Raw genomic sequence first — 16,322 nt, 5'->3', positions numbered from 1 at the left:
ATTTAACGTCTGCCAGAGAGTTTCCCGTCGCTGGCGTGGGGCAGTTTTTCGCCGTCAGCTATGCAAGAGCCGTTGACCTTGTAGCCGCTCCCAGCCTTTGCGCAGGGGAAAGCATCCGATACGCAAAGGCCGTCGTGCTACACGCTTGCGGTCGCCTCCACCTCGGCTTTCAATCTATGCGCAGACCCTCCGGGGGGCGCGCCCCAGACCGTGATCCAGCGGTAGAAGATCGGCGTGAGAAACAAGGTGAACACGGTGGCAAAGCCCAAACCGCCGACGATCACCCAGCCTACGGCGATCCGGGCCTCCGCGCCCGCGCCAGAGGTCACGATCAGCGGCAGCCCCCCGAAAACAGTCGATACCATCGTCATCATCACTGGCCGGATGCGCAGGCGCAGCGCGCTTCGGATGGCGCTGTCGATATCCGCGCCTGCCTCGCGCAGTTGATTGGCAAATTCGACGATCAGGATACCGTTCTTGGCCATGACCCCGATCAGCATCACAAGGCCAATTTGGCTGTAGTAGTTCAGCGATCCGCCCGTCATCGATATCGCCAGCAATGCGGCAGCCATCCCGAAGGGCACCGTCATCATGATCACCACCGCACTGGCAAAGCTCTCGAACTGGGCGGCCAGCACCAACAGCACCACAACCAGCGCGACGCCGAAGACCATGTAGATACCGCCCTGGGAATCGTCTAGCGTCGCGGCCTCTCCGGTGAAGGTGATGCCCATCCCATCAGGCAAAACCTCTTCGGAGAGTGTCAGCACCCGGTCCATCGCGGTGGACAGATCGACACCTTCGCCAAGGTTCGCCTGCATTGAGACGGACAGCGCTCCGCCCAAACGCTCGATCTGCGCGTCGCTTACCACCGTCTCGAGCGAGGCAACCGCGGAGAGCGGCACATAGGCGCCACTGTCGAGGCGGATGGACATGGAGGCGATGTCAGACGGATCGTCAATCGGCGGGCCACCGGGGACTACGTTCACATCCACTTCGACATCATCCGAAAAGACGCTAACCGCCACATCGCCCTGCACCATGGCGCGCACGAGGGAAGAGACATCGGAACTGTTGAGCCCCATATCGCCAGCGGCGCTGTCGTCTACCGTGACTTCCAACTGCGCGGTCACGCTGTTGTTCGACAGTTGCGGGTTCAGAAAGGTCGTATCCTGAGCCATCGCCGCCGTGAGCCTGTCAGCGGCTTCGGTCATTTCAGCCAGATTGGTGCCGGTCACCGCGAAACTCAGCCCACCGCCCGCACCACGGATGTTAAGGCTGTTGGTCGACCGTGCGCTCACCTGCACGCCGGGGACCGCAGACAACTGACCACTGATCTGCGCGATCAGCTCCTGCTGGGTAAAGTCACGCTCGGCCCAATCAGGCAGGCGGACGACGATGAACGCACTGGTGCCGCCGCCGACGCCGATAATGCTTTGCACGGTCTCGATCTGCCCGCTCTCTCGATATGGGGCGAGGATGTCTTCGACCAGCGCGACCTGCGTATCGAGGTAATCGATCGTCGTGTCCGATGCACCGCGCGCCTGTACGAGAAAGAAGCCCCGGTCCTCCTCCGGCGTGACGGTGGACGGCAAATTCATCGCGGCCCCCATGGCGATCATGGCAAAGCCTATGGCGATCGACAGAACCAGCAGCGGCGTGCGGATGGCGAAATCCATCACCCGGTCAAAGCCGCGCGCCAATGCGCCAGGCGTGGCGGCTTCTGCGTCGCCCAAGGTCTTGCCCGGGTCCAAAAGAGCCGACAGGACGGGCGCGAGGGTGAGCGCCGTGATCGACGACAGGGTAACGGCAAAGGCCAGCACAAAGCCGAATTCAGAAAAGACGCCCCCCGCCTGCCCCGGCAGGAAGGAAATCGGGATGAAAACGGCGGCAAGTGTCGCGGTGGTGGAGATCACGGCGAAGAATACCTCGTTCGTGCCTGAAGCCGCGGCGGCGAAAGCTCCCATGCCGGACTTGCGCTTGCGCACGATATTCTCGACCACGACGATGGCATCATCAACGACCATCCCCGTCGCCAATACCAGCGCCAAAAGGCTGATCGTATTGACGGAAAACCCCGTAAGCCAGATCGCGGCAAGCGTCCCGATCAACGCCACGGGGATCGTGACCGCAGGGATCAGCGTGGCCCGTGGGGAGCGCAGGAACAGAAAGATCACGACCACCACAATGCCGGTCGCCATGAGGATGGATTTGACGACCTCGTTGATCGACCCTTCGATGAAGATACCGTCGTTCGAGGTGACAACCAGTTGCACGCCTTTGGGCAGTTGCGCCTGCAACTCCTCGACTGCGGTGCCCACATCGCGCGAGATTTCCAGCGTGTTGCCCACCGATTGCCGGGTGATATCCAAACCGATGGCCGTCTCACCATTCACGCGGGTATAGACGTTGGCGTCTTCGGGGATCAGTTGCACAAAGGCGATATCGGCGACTTGGGTCGTGTCATTGATCGGCAGTTGGTTGATGGTTTCAACGGTGACATCCTTGCTGCCCACCCTGAGCGAGAGAGTCTGCGTTTCGCTGGAAAGCGAGCCCAGTGCGGTGTCGTCACGCAGCTGTGCAAGAGCGGTGGAGACATCAAAGATGGTCAGCCCCCGGCTCAGCAAGGACGGCATGTTCACCGCCACGCGGAACTCATTGGCGCGGTCCCCGCGCAGGGTCACCTCGGCGATGCCGTCGATCAGGGAAAGCCGTTCGTAGACGGCCCCTTCCGCCAGTTGGGTCAGCGTATCGAGACTGGCATCGCCCAGCAGCGCAAGGCGAATGATCGCATCCGCATTGCTGTCGCTCTTGCTGACGCTGGGGTCTTCGATATCGTCAGGCAAGGACCGCAAGGCCCCCGATACGATCTCGCGCGCCTCATTGGCGGCGACATTGACATCGGTGCCATCCGAGAGATCAATGGTGATGCGGCTCGACCCCATGCTTGACGTGGATTCGATATAGGACATGCCATCAAGCGCGCTGAGCGCGTCTTCCAACACTTGGGTCACTTCGGTGTCGACCGTGCTGGGCACCGCGCCATCGTAGTCGGTTCTGACAGAAAGCACGGGCTGGTCCACATCCGGCATCTCGCGGATGTCGACACTGCTAAAGGCCGCCAGCCCGGCGATGATAATCAGCAGGTTCAGCACGATCCCGAAGATGGGACGCGCTACGAAGACATCCGCGAAACCGGCCTTATGCGCTCTTTTCTCGAAACTCATGCGTCTGGCCCCCCGCGCGCGCCCGCGGCGGTAACTTGGGCCCCTTCACGCAGCTTCGCCGCGCCCTCGGCCACGACCTGCGCGCCCAAGGGGGCTTCGGTTTCGACCCAGACCTGATCGCCCTCGCGGTAGCGGATAGTGACAGGAACACGGGCGGTGCTGCCCTCATCGGCGACCCAGATGCCCGCGCCGCTGCGGTCCCATGTGATGCCAGTTGCAGGCACGACGGGCAGCGGGTCGGTCTCTTCGGTCATGCGGATGGCAAAGGTCATACCGGCAAGCAGCAGCCCCTCGGGGTTCTCGATCTCGGCCTCCACCGTCGCACTGCGGGTCACGCTGTCGAGACGGCTGTCAAAGGCGGTGATCGTCCCCTCGAAAATGCGCCCCGCATAGGTGGGCGTGGAGACGAGAACCGGTTTGCCCTCGGCCAAAAGACCGATGGAGCGTTCTGGCACTTCGAATGTGGCAAGCAGGCGGGTGGTGTCGTCGATGGTCACGATGGCCTCCCCGCTCGACAGGCGATCGCCCAGACTGATATCGCTCAGCCCCAAACGGCCAGAGATCGGCGCTTTGATCGTGCGGTCATCCAGCGCCACTTGGGCCAGCCCCACATTGGCTTCGGCCAAGCGCAAGGCGACCCGCGCCTCGGAAAGGCTTACGTCGGTGACCACGGAACTGCCGTTGCTGCGCAGCCCCTCATAGCGGGTGACGGTGTCCTGCGCCTGATCGCGGTTGGCCTCGGCGATCTCTAGTGCCAGCCGCTCGGTGCGGTCGTCCAGTTTCAGCAAGACATCGCCCTTTTCCACCATCGTATTGGCGGCAAGCGCGGTTTCGACCACCTCGCCCGCATCGGTTGCGGTCACTTCCGTCTGGCGAAGGGACACCGCGCTGCCCACCGTGCGCAGGACGAGCGTATATGCGCGCGCCTCTAGCGGCGTCAGCACCACGGTTGTTGCCCGTCCTTGCCCGCCGCGCCGCCCGGGCCGCACGTTCTGAGGCGCATCATCCGTCTGGGTGACACTGCCGCCCCAAAGCTGCGCAACCTCATCGGGCACGCCGAATGCGATGCCATATGCGCCTGCAATGATGACGATGGAGAGGACGGCGTAGATTAATCTTTTCAAAGTCTTCAGGCTCCTGTTAGGCGCTGTTGGAGGGCATGCCATTGCCAAACCGCCCCCCGCGTCAGGGCAACCCGGCCTCGAACGAAGGCGTGGCTGAGCGATTTGAACGATGACGAGCGGTGCGAAATTGGGTGTTGGAATGGTCCCTGCGATACAAGTGCTTCTTCTCAAACGGAGGCCGGAGAATATTCCGTCGCACAAATAGTGCCGTTTCGATGAAAAATATCGGTTCCCCTAAACCTGGGGCCAAACTGCCATGCGGGCGTTCACGTCAGCACCGCGTGTCGCGCTCTGCCCCGCTCGGGGCGGCGGCGGACAGGTGAGGGCTGGACAATCGGCCTACCAGAGGTGGAACCCCTTCTCCGTGGCCGCTGGTTGCGCATCCGCGCGTCGAACTATGGCGCGCTAAAATACCACCATCGCCGCTCAACCCATTTATTTCGAACGCCGCGCTCAGAGCCATCGCAGCGAAAACCACCTACAACAGATGCTTGAACACGCCGAAGAGTTCGCGCTGTGTTGAGATGAAGAGCTTGCGGTAAAGGTTCCGACGATGGACCTTGCAGGTTTCCGTCGCGATATTGAGCAGTTTCGAGGCGGAGGCATTTGAATGGCCCTGCAGCACCAGCCCCGCGATCTGCGCCTCCCGCAGGGTGAGACCGATGCTCAGGCGATCCGCAGCATGGCTTCTGATGGCATCGGACAGCGGGGGGCGGACCGTTCCGGGCGGGTCGACGGGGGCCGGGGCCACGGCATTGCAATGCTGGGCCAAAAGCTCCAGCAACAAGGGCGCATAGCTTTCCACGCTGCGAAGCTCACTGCGCCGAAATGGCCCCTGCCCATCCCGCCTGCTCAGCGACAGATGCGCAGCGCCGCCATCCTGTAGTGGGATGAGCAGACCAACCTCGTCACAAAGCCCGGTGCCACGGTAATATTGCAGATAATATTCGCTGGAAAAGAACCGGTCCGGCGCGATGTCGGCCAAACGAAACAGCCCGCCCCCCTTCGGCAGGCTGCGATACAGATAGAAGGGGTCAAAGGCATAGCTGCTCTCCATATAGTCTTCGAGAGGCCGACCGATCAACTTGCCCGGCTCGATCCAGTGATCCAGCAGCAAGGGCGGTTGGTCCACATCAAAGCGCAACATCAAGAAGGTGCCAAATGCGATGCGGCTGCTGAAAAAGGTCTTATAGGCCTCGAAAAAAGATGGGCTGCCGACGGCCCGAAGCGCATCGCGCAATTGTTCAATCGCCAAATTTGTCAGCCTATCGCCCAAAGATACTCCAAAATCTGATCAAAATCTCAAGAACACTACCCCACAAGGGGTATATTCACCAATTACTATTGGCGCAATCATGGAGGGCAAGCTTTGCTCAAAACCAAGAACCGAATTGGGCGATCAGGGGGAAAGATGACCAAGGCAATCACCGCACAGGCGCTGCGCAAAGTGTATCCCGGCAACCCGCCGGTCGAAGCGCTCGCGAGTATCGACCTCGAAATTCAGGACAACGAATTCTTCACGCTGCTGGGCCCTTCGGGCTGTGGCAAGACGACCTTGCTGCGACTGATCGCGGGGTTTGAGCATCCCACATCCGGCAGGCTGGACATGTTCGGCGAAAGCCTGCTCGCGCTGCCCCCCTACAAACGCCCCATCAATACCGTCTTTCAAAACTACGCCCTGTTTCCTCATATGACCGTGGCCGAGAACATCGGCTTTGGGTTGCAAATGCTCGGCACGCCCAAATCTGCGATCAAGTCGACCGTCGAAGAGATGATGGAACTGGTGCAGATGACCCAGATGGCGGATCGCCAGACCAGCCAGATCTCCGGCGGGCAACAGCAGCGCGTCGCCCTCGCCCGCGCTCTGGCCCCACGGCCCAAAATCCTGCTTCTGGATGAACCGCTGAGCGCCTTGGACTTCAAACTGCGCAAGAAAATGCAACTGGAGCTAAAACGGCTTCAGACTGAAACCGGCATCACCTTTATCTTCGTGACCCACGACCAAGAAGAGGCGCTGACCATGTCGGACCGCATCGCGGTCATGTCCAACGGCGCGGTGCGTCAGGTCGGACGCCCGCGCGAGATTTACGACCGTCCAGCAGACCGGTTCGTGGCGGATTTCATCGGCGATACCAACTTCTTACCAGCCGAGATCATTGGCCGCGAGGGGGAGAGCGCTCAGTTGCGTCTGCCTTCAGGCAAGCTTGTGCAGGCCCATGCGAACGAAGCCGCCACGGGCCGGGTCACGCTGGCCCTGCGACCGGAACATGCGGAATTGACCTCCGAAGCCGATGGCCTCTTGGCCGGGAGCCTGCGCGAGGTGGTCTATTTCGGGACCGATACGCATTTTCACGTCGGCCTCGACGATGGCAGCGAATTTGTACTGCGCCAGCAAAATGGCCCCACGGTCACGCATTCCTATGTGACGGGCGATCGGGTTGGGGTGTCCTTCCCCGCCGGTGCCGCTCAGGTTCTGAGGGACTGACCCATGGCAGAGCTTTCAAACACCGTTGCAAAACGCGCCGCCCGAAACCGCTGGCTGCTGTTGACGCCTGCGCTGATCATCCTGATCTTTGCCGCCAGCGGGCCGCTGCTGATCACGCTGTTCTATTCCTTCCTCACCCCCGGCGACTATGGCGGGGTGGTCTGGAATTTCTCGACCGATGCGTGGTTTGGCGTGCTGATGCAGCGCGATATTTTCGACGACACATTGGGCTGGTCGGATGCCCATCTCAGCATCTTCTGGCGGTCGCTCAAATTGTCGATCCTGACAACGCTCGCCTGTTTGTTCTTTGGTTTCCCCACAGCTTACTTCATCGCCACACGGCCGAAAAAGCAGCGCGAATTCTGGATGTTGCTGATCATCATCCCCTTTTGGACGAACCTGCTGATCCGCACCTTCGCCATTCTGGAATTGATCCGCAACGAGGGCACCGTGAACTCAATCCTCATCGCGCTTGGTATCATTGATGAGCCGATCCAGATGCTTTTCACCGAGTTTTCGATCATTCTGGGCATGGTCTATGTCTATCTGCCGCTGATGGTTCTGCCGATCTATGCCTCGCTTGAGCGGTTGGATTTCCGGCTCGTTGAAGCAGGCTATGATCTTTACGCCACCCGCTTTCACGTGCTGCGCCGGGTGATCTTGCCGCTGGTGAAACCGGGGGTGATCGCGGGGTCGATCCTTGTGCTGGTGCCCTCGCTTGGGGCCTATGTCACGCCGCGCGTCATGGGCGGTGGCAATCAATTGATGATCGGCAATCTGATCGAATTGCAATTCGGACAGGGGCGCAACTGGCCCTTGGGCGCGGCGCTGTCGATCACCCTGCTGGCGATCGTGATGGTGGCACTGTTGGCCTATGTCCGCGCCGCCGGAAATGAGGAGGTTCAGCATGGCTAATCGCGGGTTCGACATTCGCAAGCTTACGGGCTTTTCCAGCATCGCGATGGCATGTTTTTTCATGCTCTACATGCCGATCATCCTGCTGGTGGTCTATTCCTTCAACGCAGGCACCTCCATCGCGATCTGGGAGGGGTTTTCGTGGCGCTGGTACGTCTCGGCTTGGGACAACGAAATGGTTCAAGAGGCCACGGTGCGCAGCCTTATCATCGCGGTCTCTGCCGCGGCCATCTCAACCAGTGTCGCGGTGCTTGCAGCCCTCGGCACCACCCGCACAGGCAAGTTTCGGGGGCAGACCACGGTCTTTGCCCTGATCCACCAGCCCCTCATGGTGCCCGAGATTGTCACGGCGGTGGCGCTGCTGATCTTCTTTGCCTCGATCAAGGTCGTGACGGGCTATACTGGGCTGATGTATCTGATCATCGCGCATTCCGCATTCTGCATCCCCTTCGCCTATCTGCCGATCAGAGCGCGGCTGCAGGGCATGGACCTGACCCTCGAACAGGCGGGGGCGGATCTCTATGGCACGCCGTTTCAGGTTTTCCGCCATGTGACCCTGCCTCAGCTTTGGCCGGGCATCCTCGCCGGGGCGATGCTGGCCTTTGTGATCAGCCTTGATGACGTGGTCATTACCGAATTTGTGAAATCCGCCGGGCAGGACACTCTGCCGACCTATATGCTGGGCCAACTACGGCGGGTGGTGACACCTGAGATCAATGCGATTTCAACTGTTCTGTTGATGATCTCGGTGACGATGGTGATCGCCTATACCCTGCTCAGCAAAGTCAAAAAATAATTAACCAACGGGAGCTAGACATGAAAAAGACACTGACGGCACTCACGCTCATCCTCGCGGGGCCTGCCATGGCCGAAGGCGAGTTGAACATCTACAACTGGGGCAACTACACCAGCCCCGACATGATCGAAAAGTTCGAGAAAGAGACCGGCATCAAAGTCACCATCACGGACTATGACAGCAACGATACGGCACTGGCCAAGATCAAAGCGGGCGGTCACGGCTTTGACATCGTCGTGCCCTCGGGCACCTATGTCCCGATTTTCGTGGGCGAAGGGCTGCTGATGGAAAGCAAGCCCAACGAGATGGAGAACTTCAAGAACATGGACCCGCAGTGGGTCGATGTTGAATTCGATCCGGGCCGCAATTACACCGTGCCATGGCAGTGGGGGACCGTCGGGGTGACGGTGAACACCGCGGTCTATGACGGCGACATCAATACTGCTGCCGTGATCTTTGACCCGCCAGAAGAGCTGAAGGGCAAGATCAATGTGGTGCCCGAGATGAATGACGTGATGGGCATGGCGATCCACTTTGCGGGCGGTGAGCAATGCACAGCCGACAAGGAAATGCTGAAAAAAGTCCGCGACATTCTGCGCGAGGCCAAGCCCAATTGGTTGTCGATGGACTACGGCAATATCGAGAAATACGCCAAGGGTGACCTCGCCGCCGGGGTGAACTGGAACGGCGCCTCCTTCCGCGCCCGCAACCAGAACCCCGACATCGCCTTCGGCTACCCGCAAGAGGGCTATCCGGTCTGGATGGACAATGCTGCGATTTTGGCGGACGCCCAGAACGTCGAAGAAGCCAAGACCTTCCTCAACTTCATCATGGACCCGGAGAACGCCGCGATGCTGTCGGAGTTCGCGCGCTATGCCAACGGCATCAAAGGCTCCGAAGCGTTCATGCCGGAAGACATGAAGTCCGCCCCCGAAGTGGTTGTGCCCGAAGACCTCAAAAGCGCCGCTTATGTCGCCAAGGTCTGCCCACCCGAGGCGCAAAAGCTCTACACCGCGATCTGGACCGACCTTCAGAAGTAACGCGCGCTTTGTTCGATAAACATATTGCGTCCCGGCCATTGGTCGGGGCGCGCATCGCAATAAGGACCCTAAGACCATGCCGGCAGATATCGTCATCCACAACGGCGCGCTGATCACCTTTGACCCGGATCAGCCCCAAGCCAGCGCTTTGGCCATCACCGGTAATAAGATCTCGGCGGTCGGATCGGATGCCCAGATCACGGCGCTGATCGGCCCAGACACCAAGGTGATCGATGCGCAGGGCGGCACGGTGCTGCCGGGCTTTATCGACAGCCACGTGCATCTCTTTGGCGGGTCCGTCGAACTGGAATATCTCAACCTCTATGGCCTCACCGGGCTGGAGCAGATGCGCCGCGCGATCCTGCCCTATGCCGAGGCAAACCCCGACGATAAAATGCTGTTCTGCGTCATGGCAGACTACGGCATTCTGGGCACCGGCAAGACCCTCACCCGGCATGACCTCGATGCCATCCTGCCCGACCGCCCGCTCGCCATGTTCGCCCCCGACCATCACACGGTCTGGGCTAACACAGCCGCGCTGAAGGCGGCAGGGCTCTTGCAAGGCGGCAAGGTCGATGCAGGCTCTGAAATCGTGATGGGCGCTGACGGGCTTGCCAGCGGCGAATTGCTTGAGCCCGGCGCCTATAGCCCGATCCTATCACTCACCCGCTATGGCGGCCGCGATATGTTGGGCCTTACCGCCGGTCGCGACCCCGAGCCGCCCGCCACACCCGCGCAGCGCGCGATGGACAAGGACGTTATCGCACGTGGGCTGGCCCATTGCGCCGCGCAGGGCATCACCGGTCTGCATCTGATGGATGGCAACCGCTATCAGCTTGAGCTTCTGTCTGAGTTGGAGGCCGAAGGCCGCCTGCTCTGCCGCTGTCATGTGCCATTTCACCTCAAAGGCACCGACCCTGTCGCGCGTCTGACCCGCGAAGCCCCTGCCCTGCGCGATGAATTCCAAGGGGATAAGGTCCGCTGTAGTCACGTCAAAATGTTCATCGACGGGGTGATCGAAAGCGGGACCGCACTGATGTTGCAGCCCTATCCGGGGGAGAGGGGCAAAGATGGCAATTGCGGCGATGAAGTTTTCACCCAAGAGCATTTCGTCGCCGCCTGTGTCGAAGCGGATCGTCTGGGGTTTCAGATCGCCGTTCATGCCATCGGAGACGCCGCCGTGCGCCGAACGATCGACGCCTATGAGGCCGCCCAAAAGGCGAATGGAAAACGCGATAGCCGCCACCGGATCGAGCATATCGAAGTGATCCACCCCGATGACATTCCCCGGCTCGCCGATCTGGGCATCGTGGCCTCCCTCCAGCCCGGCCACGCGCCTCGGGGCCATGTCTTTCCGCCCTCTGGCGTCGGGGACTATATTCGCCCCGAGCAGATCGAAGGGGCCTATGCGTGGCAAACCATTCGTGACACCGGGGCCCGGGTGATCTTCTCAACCGATTGGCCGGTCATCCCGGTGGATGTGATGTCCACGCTCAAGGCAGCCATCGCGCCGCTGGACCTCGGCGACGTTTGGCCGGATCAGACCCAGACCCTCCAAGATACCCTCGCTAGCTATACCCTCGACAATGCCTGGGCAGAGTTTGCCGAGAATACACGCGGACGGTTGAAAGAAGGCATGGACGCCGACATTGCCGTTCTGAGCCATGATCTGACCCGATGGCCCGCCGAAACGATTACCGACGTAGATGCGATCACTGCCATTATGGACGGTCAGATCACGTTTCAGCGCGGGCATTGATGTAAATCCTCGCGCTTCCCCTCGCCCTCTGATCGCGCAGCCCGCGAACCGTTTCGCCTTGCCGGGGCTTGATTTGCGCCCCGCCAGCAAGTGCTTTGCCGTTTCCATGCCAAGTTTAACCAAATTTTCAGCATTCACCGCCCAACCTTGACCGGGACATGGAAAAGGCAACTCAAGCCGCAGGCCCAATGGGCGCGGCATGCCGCATGAGCGAGGATGCCAGAATGGACAGCACGCAGAGGATACTGGTCACCGGCACGGGCGGCTTCATCGGCTTTCACCTTGCCCGCCTGCTGCTGGCCGAAGGGGCGCGAGTGCAGGGCTATGACGGGATGACCGATTACTACGACGTCGCCTTGAAACAACGCCGCCACGCGATGCTGCTTCAGCATGAGCATTTCACGACCAAAGAGGCGCTGCTGGAAGACCGCGAGACCTTCGATGCGCTGGCCGATGACTTTCAGCCAGACATGATCGTCCACCTCGCGGCGCAAGCGGGCGTGCGCCACAGCATCGACCACCCTCGCGCCTTTCTCGAAGCCAATATCACCGGCACTTTCAACGTAATGGAAGCCGCGCGACGGCTGGAGGTCAAACATTTGCTCATGGCCTCATCCTCTTCGATCTACGGGGCCAATACCGATATGCCCTTTGGCGAAACCGGGGCCACCGACCGGCCCCTGTCGATCTACGCCGCCACGAAAAAGGCGAATGAGGGGATGGCCCATGCCTATGCCCATCTGTGGAACCTGCCGACGACGATGTTTCGCTTTTTCACCGTCTACGGGCCTTGGGGGCGCCCCGACCTTGCCTTGAGCAAATTTGTCGATGCGATCCTCGATGGGCGCCCGATCGATATCTACAATCACGGCGAGATGTACCGCGATTTCACCTGTGTCGATGATCTGGCGCGCGGCATCCGTCTGCTGATGGATTGCGTTCCGCCCCAACCGGGCAGCGCGCCACCGCCGCCGGAATGGGATTCGCTCTCTCCTGCAGCACCCTACCGGGTGGTGAATATCGGCAATTCCGAAAAGGTCCGTCTGCTTGATTTCGTCGAGGCAATCGAAGCGGCGCTCGGCAAGCGGGCGATCCGCAATTACATGGGCATGCAGATGGGTGATGCCCCGGCCACATGGGCCGATGCGACGCTGCTACACCGGCTTACCGGCTATCGCCCGCAAACAGACATTCACGAAGGCATCGCGCGTTTCGTCGCTTGGTTTCGCGACTATCACGGCAAATAGCTGCGGCCCTCAATGCTGGTGCTGCTGACGCACGTAGTCCATCACCGCGCCTCTTACCGACATCTCACCCCGCTCGCGCGCCGCGTGGATAACCTCGCGCACGTCATCCAGGTTGCAGCGCCGCAGCAGGCTTTTAACCGGCCCGATTGAGGCCGGGCGCATCGACAGGGTCTTGAGCCCGATGGCCGCGAAACACAGCGCCTCAACGGGTCGGCCCGCATCCTCACCACAGAACGACAGCGCTGTATCGGTTTCGGCACAGCGCTCGACGATACCCTCAAGGAAGGTCAGGAAAGAGACGTTCAGCGTGTCATACCGCCGCCGCACCCGCTCGTTCTCACGGTCAGCAGCGAAGAAGAACTGCTTTAGATCGTTGCCCCCGATCGACAGGAACTCAACCTCTTCAAAGAACTTCTTTGGCGCAAAGGCGAGGCTGGGCGTCTCAAGCATGGCGCCGACTTCCAGCTTTTCGGGCAACACATGGCCCAAGATACGCTCGCGCTCCATCGCCTTGTCGACCTCGGCGCGGGCGGCGCGGAATTCCTCAAACTGGGCAATAAAGGGAAACATCACCGCCAGCGGGCGGCCCGCAGCGGCGCGGATCAGGGCTTGCAACTGCATGCGCATGACACCGGGCTTGTCCAAGCCCACCCGGATCGCGCGCCAGCCCAAAGCCGGGTTCGGCTCATCATGGGGCTTCATATAGGGCAGCACCTTGTCCGAGCCGATGTCGAGCGTGCGAAACACCACGCGGCGGCCATGCGCGGCATCAAGCACGCGCGCGTAAAGCGCCGCAAGCTCGGTCCGGCGGGGCATCTGGTTGCGCACCAGAAACTGCAATTCGGTGCGGAACAGCCCCACGCCCTCGGCCCCCGACCCTTCGAGCGAGGGCAAATCGGCCATCAACCCCGCGTTCATCTGCAGGCTGATGATCCGCCCGCATTTCGTCTCAGCCGGTTTATCGCGGATCGAGGCATAGCGCTCCTGCGCCGCCGCCTGCATCGCGATCTTGTCACGAAATGCCGTGGCCACGGTATCATCGGGCCGCAGATGCACCACGCCCTGCTCCCCATCCACCATGATGTGATCGCCATTCAGCGCATCATTGGTGATGCGGCTCGCGTGGACGATCAGCGGTATCGCCAGTGCCCGCGCCACAATAGCCGCGTGCGACCCGACGGAGCCGCCCTCCAACACGATGCCGCGCAGCGTCCGCCCATAGTCCAGCAATTCCGCCGGGCCGATGTTGCGCGCCACAAGGATCGGATCGACCGGCATCTCGGCCCCGGTATCACTGCCTTGCCCCGTCAAATGCCGCAGCAAGCGGTTCGACAGATCATCCAGATCCGACAATCGCTCACGCAGATAGGCGTCATTGATCTGCCCCAGACGGGCGCGGGCCATGGATTGTTCTTTCTCGACCGCAGCCTCGGCGCTCAGCCCGCTTTGAATATCCTCCACCATGCGCCGCATCCAGCCTTTGGAATTGGCGAACATGCGGTAGGCTTCAAGCACCTGTTGCTGCTCTTTGTCGGCGGTAAGGCTTAACAATTGGTCAACGCTGACGCGCAGTTGCTCGACCGCTTCGGTCAAACGCTCTGTCTCGCGTTCCGGGTCATCGGCGATGGGGTTGGAAACCACCACCCGCGGCTCGTGCAGCCAGACATGGCCCTCGGCCACGCCCTCTTGCCCCACGGTGCCGCGCAGCAGAACCGGCTGGCTGTGCCGCGCCGACATCGCCGCGCCCTCGCCGACAAAGGCACCAAGCTCGGCCATTTCGGCCAGCACCATGGCCACAACCTCAAGCGCGTAGACCTCATCTGCCGAGAATTCGCGCGCCTGTTTCGACTGCACCACCAAGACGCCCAGCGTCTCGCCCAAGCGTTGAATCGGCACGCCAAGGAACGAAGAGTAAATCTCCTCCCCCGTCTCCGGCATGAAACGGAAACCGGCAGCCTGCGGCGCATCGGGCGTGTTGATCACCGTGCGGCGCTTGGCGACCCGACCCACCAGACCTTCGCCCAGTTTCATACGGGTTTCATGCACCGCCGCCTCGTTCAGACCTTCGGTGGCACAAAGCTCAAGCGTGTCTTCGTCGCGAAACAGATAGATCGAGCAGACTTCGCAGCCCATGGAGTTGGCAATCAACTGGGTGATCTTGTCGAGCCGCGCTTGGCCCGCCACATCACTGGCCATCGCATCACGCAGCCGCCCCAGCAGCTTGCGGCTTTCTGTTTCAACCCGTTCGGCCATAAGATCTGGTCCCTGTCCCTCTGGAGCAGGGTTTAGCGCACTCGCGCAAGGATAGAAATGCTATTCGCGACATACCCTGCATCCCCGGCCAGCATATCGGCGGGATGCTGCAGTTTTACGCAAGGCGCAACCTTGCGTAAAAGCCATTTTATCGCAGATGCTTAAGCGGCTTTATCAAGCTCGAAAGCATCATGAAGCGCCTGCACGGCCAGCTCCATATACTTGCGGTCAATCAACACGCTGATCTTGATCTCGGAGGTGGTGATAACCTTGATGTTAATCCCCTCATCCGAGAGGACTTTGAACATCTTGGCGGCCACGCCGGTGTGGCTGCGCATGCCGATGCCCACCACGGAAACCTTGGCCACCCCCTTGTCGGCGATCAACTCTTGATAGTTGATGATGCCCTCTTCATGGGCCTTTTCCATCGCCTTTTCGGCGCGGATCACCTGATCGACGGGGCAAGACCACGTCATATCGGTGCGGCCTTCTTCGGCGATGTTTTGGACGATCATGTCGACGTTCACCCCACCTTCGCTGAGCGCGGTAAAGATCGTCGCCGCGATGCCAGGGCGGTCCGCCACGGACACCAAGGTCATCTTTGCCTCATCACGGGAAAACGCGACCCCGGCCACCACATTGCTTTCCATGATTTCCTCCTCATCGCAGACGAGCGTCCCGGCATCGTCAGATTGTTCTTCGAAACTGCTCAGCACGCGCAGTTTAACCTTGTAGCGCATCGCCAGTTCGACCGAGCGGGTCTGCAAAACCTTCGCCCCGAGGGACGCCAGCTCTAGCATCTCTTCAAAGGAAATCTTGTCAAGTTTGCGTGCTTTGGATTCGACCCGCGGGTCGGTCGTGTAAACGCCGTCAACATCGGTATAGATATCACATCGCTCGGCACCGAAGGCCGCGGCAAAGGCCACGGCGGTCGTGTCAGACCCGCCCCGACCCAGCGTAGTGATCCGGCCCTGCGGGCTGATGCCCTGAAAGCCTGCAACCACGGCAACCTTCATGCCTTCGCCGAATTTGGCGGTGATGTTGTCCGTGGGAATTTCTTCAATCCGCGCGGCGGAATGGGCATCGGTGGTGCGCACCGGCACCTGCCAGCCCTGCCACGAGCGTGCGGGCACGTCCATTTCCTGCAAGGTCAGCGCCATCAGCCCGGCGGTGACATTCTCGCCACTCGACACGATCGCATCATATTCGCGCGCGTCGTAAAGCGGCGAAGTCTCATTGACAAAGCCCACCAGCTTATTCGTCTCGCCCGACATGGCCGAAACGATGACGATCACGTCATAGCCTTTGGCCACCTCAACGCCGACGCGCTTTGCCGCGCGGCGGATACGGTCCAAAGTGGCGACCGAAGTCCCACCGAATTTCATAACCAGAACAGGCATATTGTCCCCCGCGCAACAGTCCAGCGCGGTCTAAGCCCACGGCACGGCAAGGGCAAGCCTATTTAACATGACGTTA

Annotated in this window: 11 protein-coding genes; 6 read left to right on the top strand and 5 right to left on the bottom strand. The window is 60.7% G+C overall.

Annotated features, from left to right (window positions below):
• Nucleotides 1-137 precede the first annotated feature (137 nt).
• From J3456_RS01755 to J3456_RS01745, 3 genes are all read right to left on the bottom strand, one after another.
• Nucleotides 138-3,227: an efflux RND transporter permease subunit gene (locus J3456_RS01755; RefSeq protein WP_349578633.1), complete on the bottom strand. Its 3,090-nt coding sequence runs from the start codon at nucleotides 3,225-3,227 to the stop codon at nucleotides 138-140.
• Nucleotides 3,224-4,351: an efflux RND transporter periplasmic adaptor subunit gene (locus J3456_RS01750; RefSeq protein WP_349578632.1), complete on the bottom strand. Its 1,128-nt coding sequence runs from the start codon at nucleotides 4,349-4,351 to the stop codon at nucleotides 3,224-3,226. Before J3456_RS01750 ends, J3456_RS01755 begins: the two co-directional genes overlap by 4 nt.
• A 478-nt stretch (nucleotides 4,352-4,829) precedes the next feature.
• Nucleotides 4,830-5,606 carry a helix-turn-helix transcriptional regulator gene (locus J3456_RS01745; RefSeq protein WP_349578631.1) on the bottom strand — a complete coding sequence of 259 codons (777 nt, stop codon included), beginning with the start codon at nucleotides 5,604-5,606 and terminating at the stop codon, nucleotides 4,830-4,832.
• A gap of 156 nt (nucleotides 5,607-5,762) precedes the next feature.
• Here J3456_RS01745 and J3456_RS01740 point away from each other — a divergent pair, with 156 nt between their 5' ends.
• From J3456_RS01740 to J3456_RS01715, 6 genes are all read left to right on the top strand, one after another.
• Complete coding sequence (locus tag J3456_RS01740; RefSeq protein ID WP_348393965.1) at nucleotides 5,763-6,836, top strand: ABC transporter ATP-binding protein; 1,074 nt, start codon at nucleotides 5,763-5,765, stop codon at nucleotides 6,834-6,836.
• A gap of 3 nt (nucleotides 6,837-6,839) precedes the next feature.
• Nucleotides 6,840-7,751: an ABC transporter permease gene (locus J3456_RS01735; RefSeq protein ID WP_120351611.1), complete on the top strand. Its 912-nt coding sequence runs from the start codon at nucleotides 6,840-6,842 to the stop codon at nucleotides 7,749-7,751.
• Nucleotides 7,744-8,547, top strand: coding sequence for an ABC transporter permease (locus J3456_RS01730; protein WP_349578630.1), 804 nt, complete (start codon nucleotides 7,744-7,746; stop codon nucleotides 8,545-8,547). The genes J3456_RS01735 and J3456_RS01730 overlap by 8 nt, the downstream gene beginning before the upstream one ends.
• 20 nt (nucleotides 8,548-8,567) lie before the next feature.
• On the top strand, nucleotides 8,568-9,587 hold the full coding sequence (locus tag J3456_RS01725) for an ABC transporter substrate-binding protein (protein ID WP_067626925.1): 1,020 nt from the start codon (nucleotides 8,568-8,570) through the stop codon (nucleotides 9,585-9,587).
• Between the two features lie 76 nt (nucleotides 9,588-9,663).
• Nucleotides 9,664-11,346: an amidohydrolase gene (locus tag J3456_RS01720; RefSeq protein WP_349578629.1), complete on the top strand. Its 1,683-nt coding sequence runs from the start codon at nucleotides 9,664-9,666 to the stop codon at nucleotides 11,344-11,346.
• A gap of 224 nt (nucleotides 11,347-11,570) precedes the next feature.
• Nucleotides 11,571-12,593: an NAD-dependent epimerase/dehydratase family protein gene (locus J3456_RS01715; RefSeq protein ID WP_349578628.1), complete on the top strand. Its 1,023-nt coding sequence runs from the start codon at nucleotides 11,571-11,573 to the stop codon at nucleotides 12,591-12,593.
• A 9-nt stretch (nucleotides 12,594-12,602) separates the two neighbouring features.
• On the opposite strand, the gene ptsP is transcribed toward J3456_RS01715, so the two are convergent.
• Both ptsP and J3456_RS01705 read right to left on the bottom strand, forming a co-directional pair.
• Nucleotides 12,603-14,846 (bottom strand): phosphoenolpyruvate--protein phosphotransferase, encoded by a 2,244-nt coding sequence (ptsP, locus tag J3456_RS01710; RefSeq protein ID WP_349578627.1) that lies wholly within the window; start codon nucleotides 14,844-14,846, stop codon nucleotides 12,603-12,605.
• Nucleotides 14,847-15,007: 161 nt separating this feature from the next.
• Nucleotides 15,008-16,246, bottom strand: coding sequence for an aspartate kinase (locus J3456_RS01705; protein ID WP_120351615.1), 1,239 nt, complete (start codon nucleotides 16,244-16,246; stop codon nucleotides 15,008-15,010).
• Nucleotides 16,247-16,322: the final 76 nt, after the last annotated feature.

It is taken from the genome of Sulfitobacter sp. NFXS29, from assembly GCF_040148765.1.
GTDB lineage: Bacteria > Pseudomonadota > Alphaproteobacteria > Rhodobacterales > Rhodobacteraceae > Sulfitobacter.
This window is presented reverse-complemented; position numbering and strand designations above follow the sequence as displayed.

Bases quoted from the DNA above. Each gene is read 5' to 3' on its own strand.
- J3456_RS01755 (WP_349578633.1), bottom strand. From the start codon at position 3,227: ATGAGTTTCGAGAAAAGAGCGCATAAGGCCGGTTTCGCGGATGTCTTC.
- J3456_RS01730 (WP_349578630.1), top strand. From the start codon at position 7,744: ATGGCTAATCGCGGGTTCGACATTCGCAAGCTTACGGGCTTTTCCAGC.
- J3456_RS01735 (WP_120351611.1), top strand. From the start codon at position 6,840: ATGGCAGAGCTTTCAAACACCGTTGCAAAACGCGCCGCCCGAAACCGC.
- ptsP (WP_349578627.1), bottom strand. From the start codon at position 14,846: ATGGCCGAACGGGTTGAAACAGAAAGCCGCAAGCTGCTGGGGCGGCTG.
- J3456_RS01705 (WP_120351615.1), bottom strand. From the start codon at position 16,246: ATGCCTGTTCTGGTTATGAAATTCGGTGGGACTTCGGTCGCCACTTTG.
- J3456_RS01725 (WP_067626925.1), top strand. From the start codon at position 8,568: ATGAAAAAGACACTGACGGCACTCACGCTCATCCTCGCGGGGCCTGCC.
- J3456_RS01715 (WP_349578628.1), top strand. From the start codon at position 11,571: ATGGACAGCACGCAGAGGATACTGGTCACCGGCACGGGCGGCTTCATC.
- J3456_RS01740 (WP_348393965.1), top strand. From the start codon at position 5,763: ATGACCAAGGCAATCACCGCACAGGCGCTGCGCAAAGTGTATCCCGGC.
- J3456_RS01720 (WP_349578629.1), top strand. From the start codon at position 9,664: ATGCCGGCAGATATCGTCATCCACAACGGCGCGCTGATCACCTTTGAC.